The organism is Rhodovulum iodosum, from assembly GCF_041020385.1.
Lineage (GTDB): Bacteria > Pseudomonadota > Alphaproteobacteria > Rhodobacterales > Rhodobacteraceae > Rhodovulum > Rhodovulum iodosum.
This window is the reverse complement of record NZ_JBEHHI010000008.1, coordinates 1-289: the sequence shown is the minus strand read 5'-3', so window position 1 is coordinate 289 and position 289 is coordinate 1. Positions and strand designations below refer to the sequence as shown.

General features: G+C 75.4%; 1 protein-coding gene. It reads left to right on the top strand.

From position 1 onward, the window contains the following. Positions 1-190 (top strand): WecB/TagA/CpsF family glycosyltransferase (locus Ga0609869_RS18320; RefSeq protein ID WP_369022885.1); only part of this gene is annotated, 190 nt, incomplete at its 5' end. Between the last annotated feature and the right edge of the window lie 99 nt (positions 191-289).

The following is a 289-nucleotide window of genomic DNA, read 5'->3' as shown; positions in this document are numbered from 1 at the left end:
GATCGGGGCCGGGCTCGACTTCATCGCCGGCAGCCAGCGGCGGGCGCCGGTCTGGGTGCAGCGCCTCGCGCTGGAATGGGCCTGGCGGATGCTGGGCGACCCGGGCCGCCTGGCGGGGCGCTACGCGGCCTGCGCGGCGGCGCTGCCCGGGCTGGGCCTGTCGGCGCTACGCGCCCGCGGGCGCGGCTGAAGGGCTGAAGGGCTGAACGGCTGAACCGCCGTGCCCGGGTCGGTGTCATGCGGCGGGATAGATCCAGCCGATATCGTTGATGCCGAGCCCGGAAAGGGT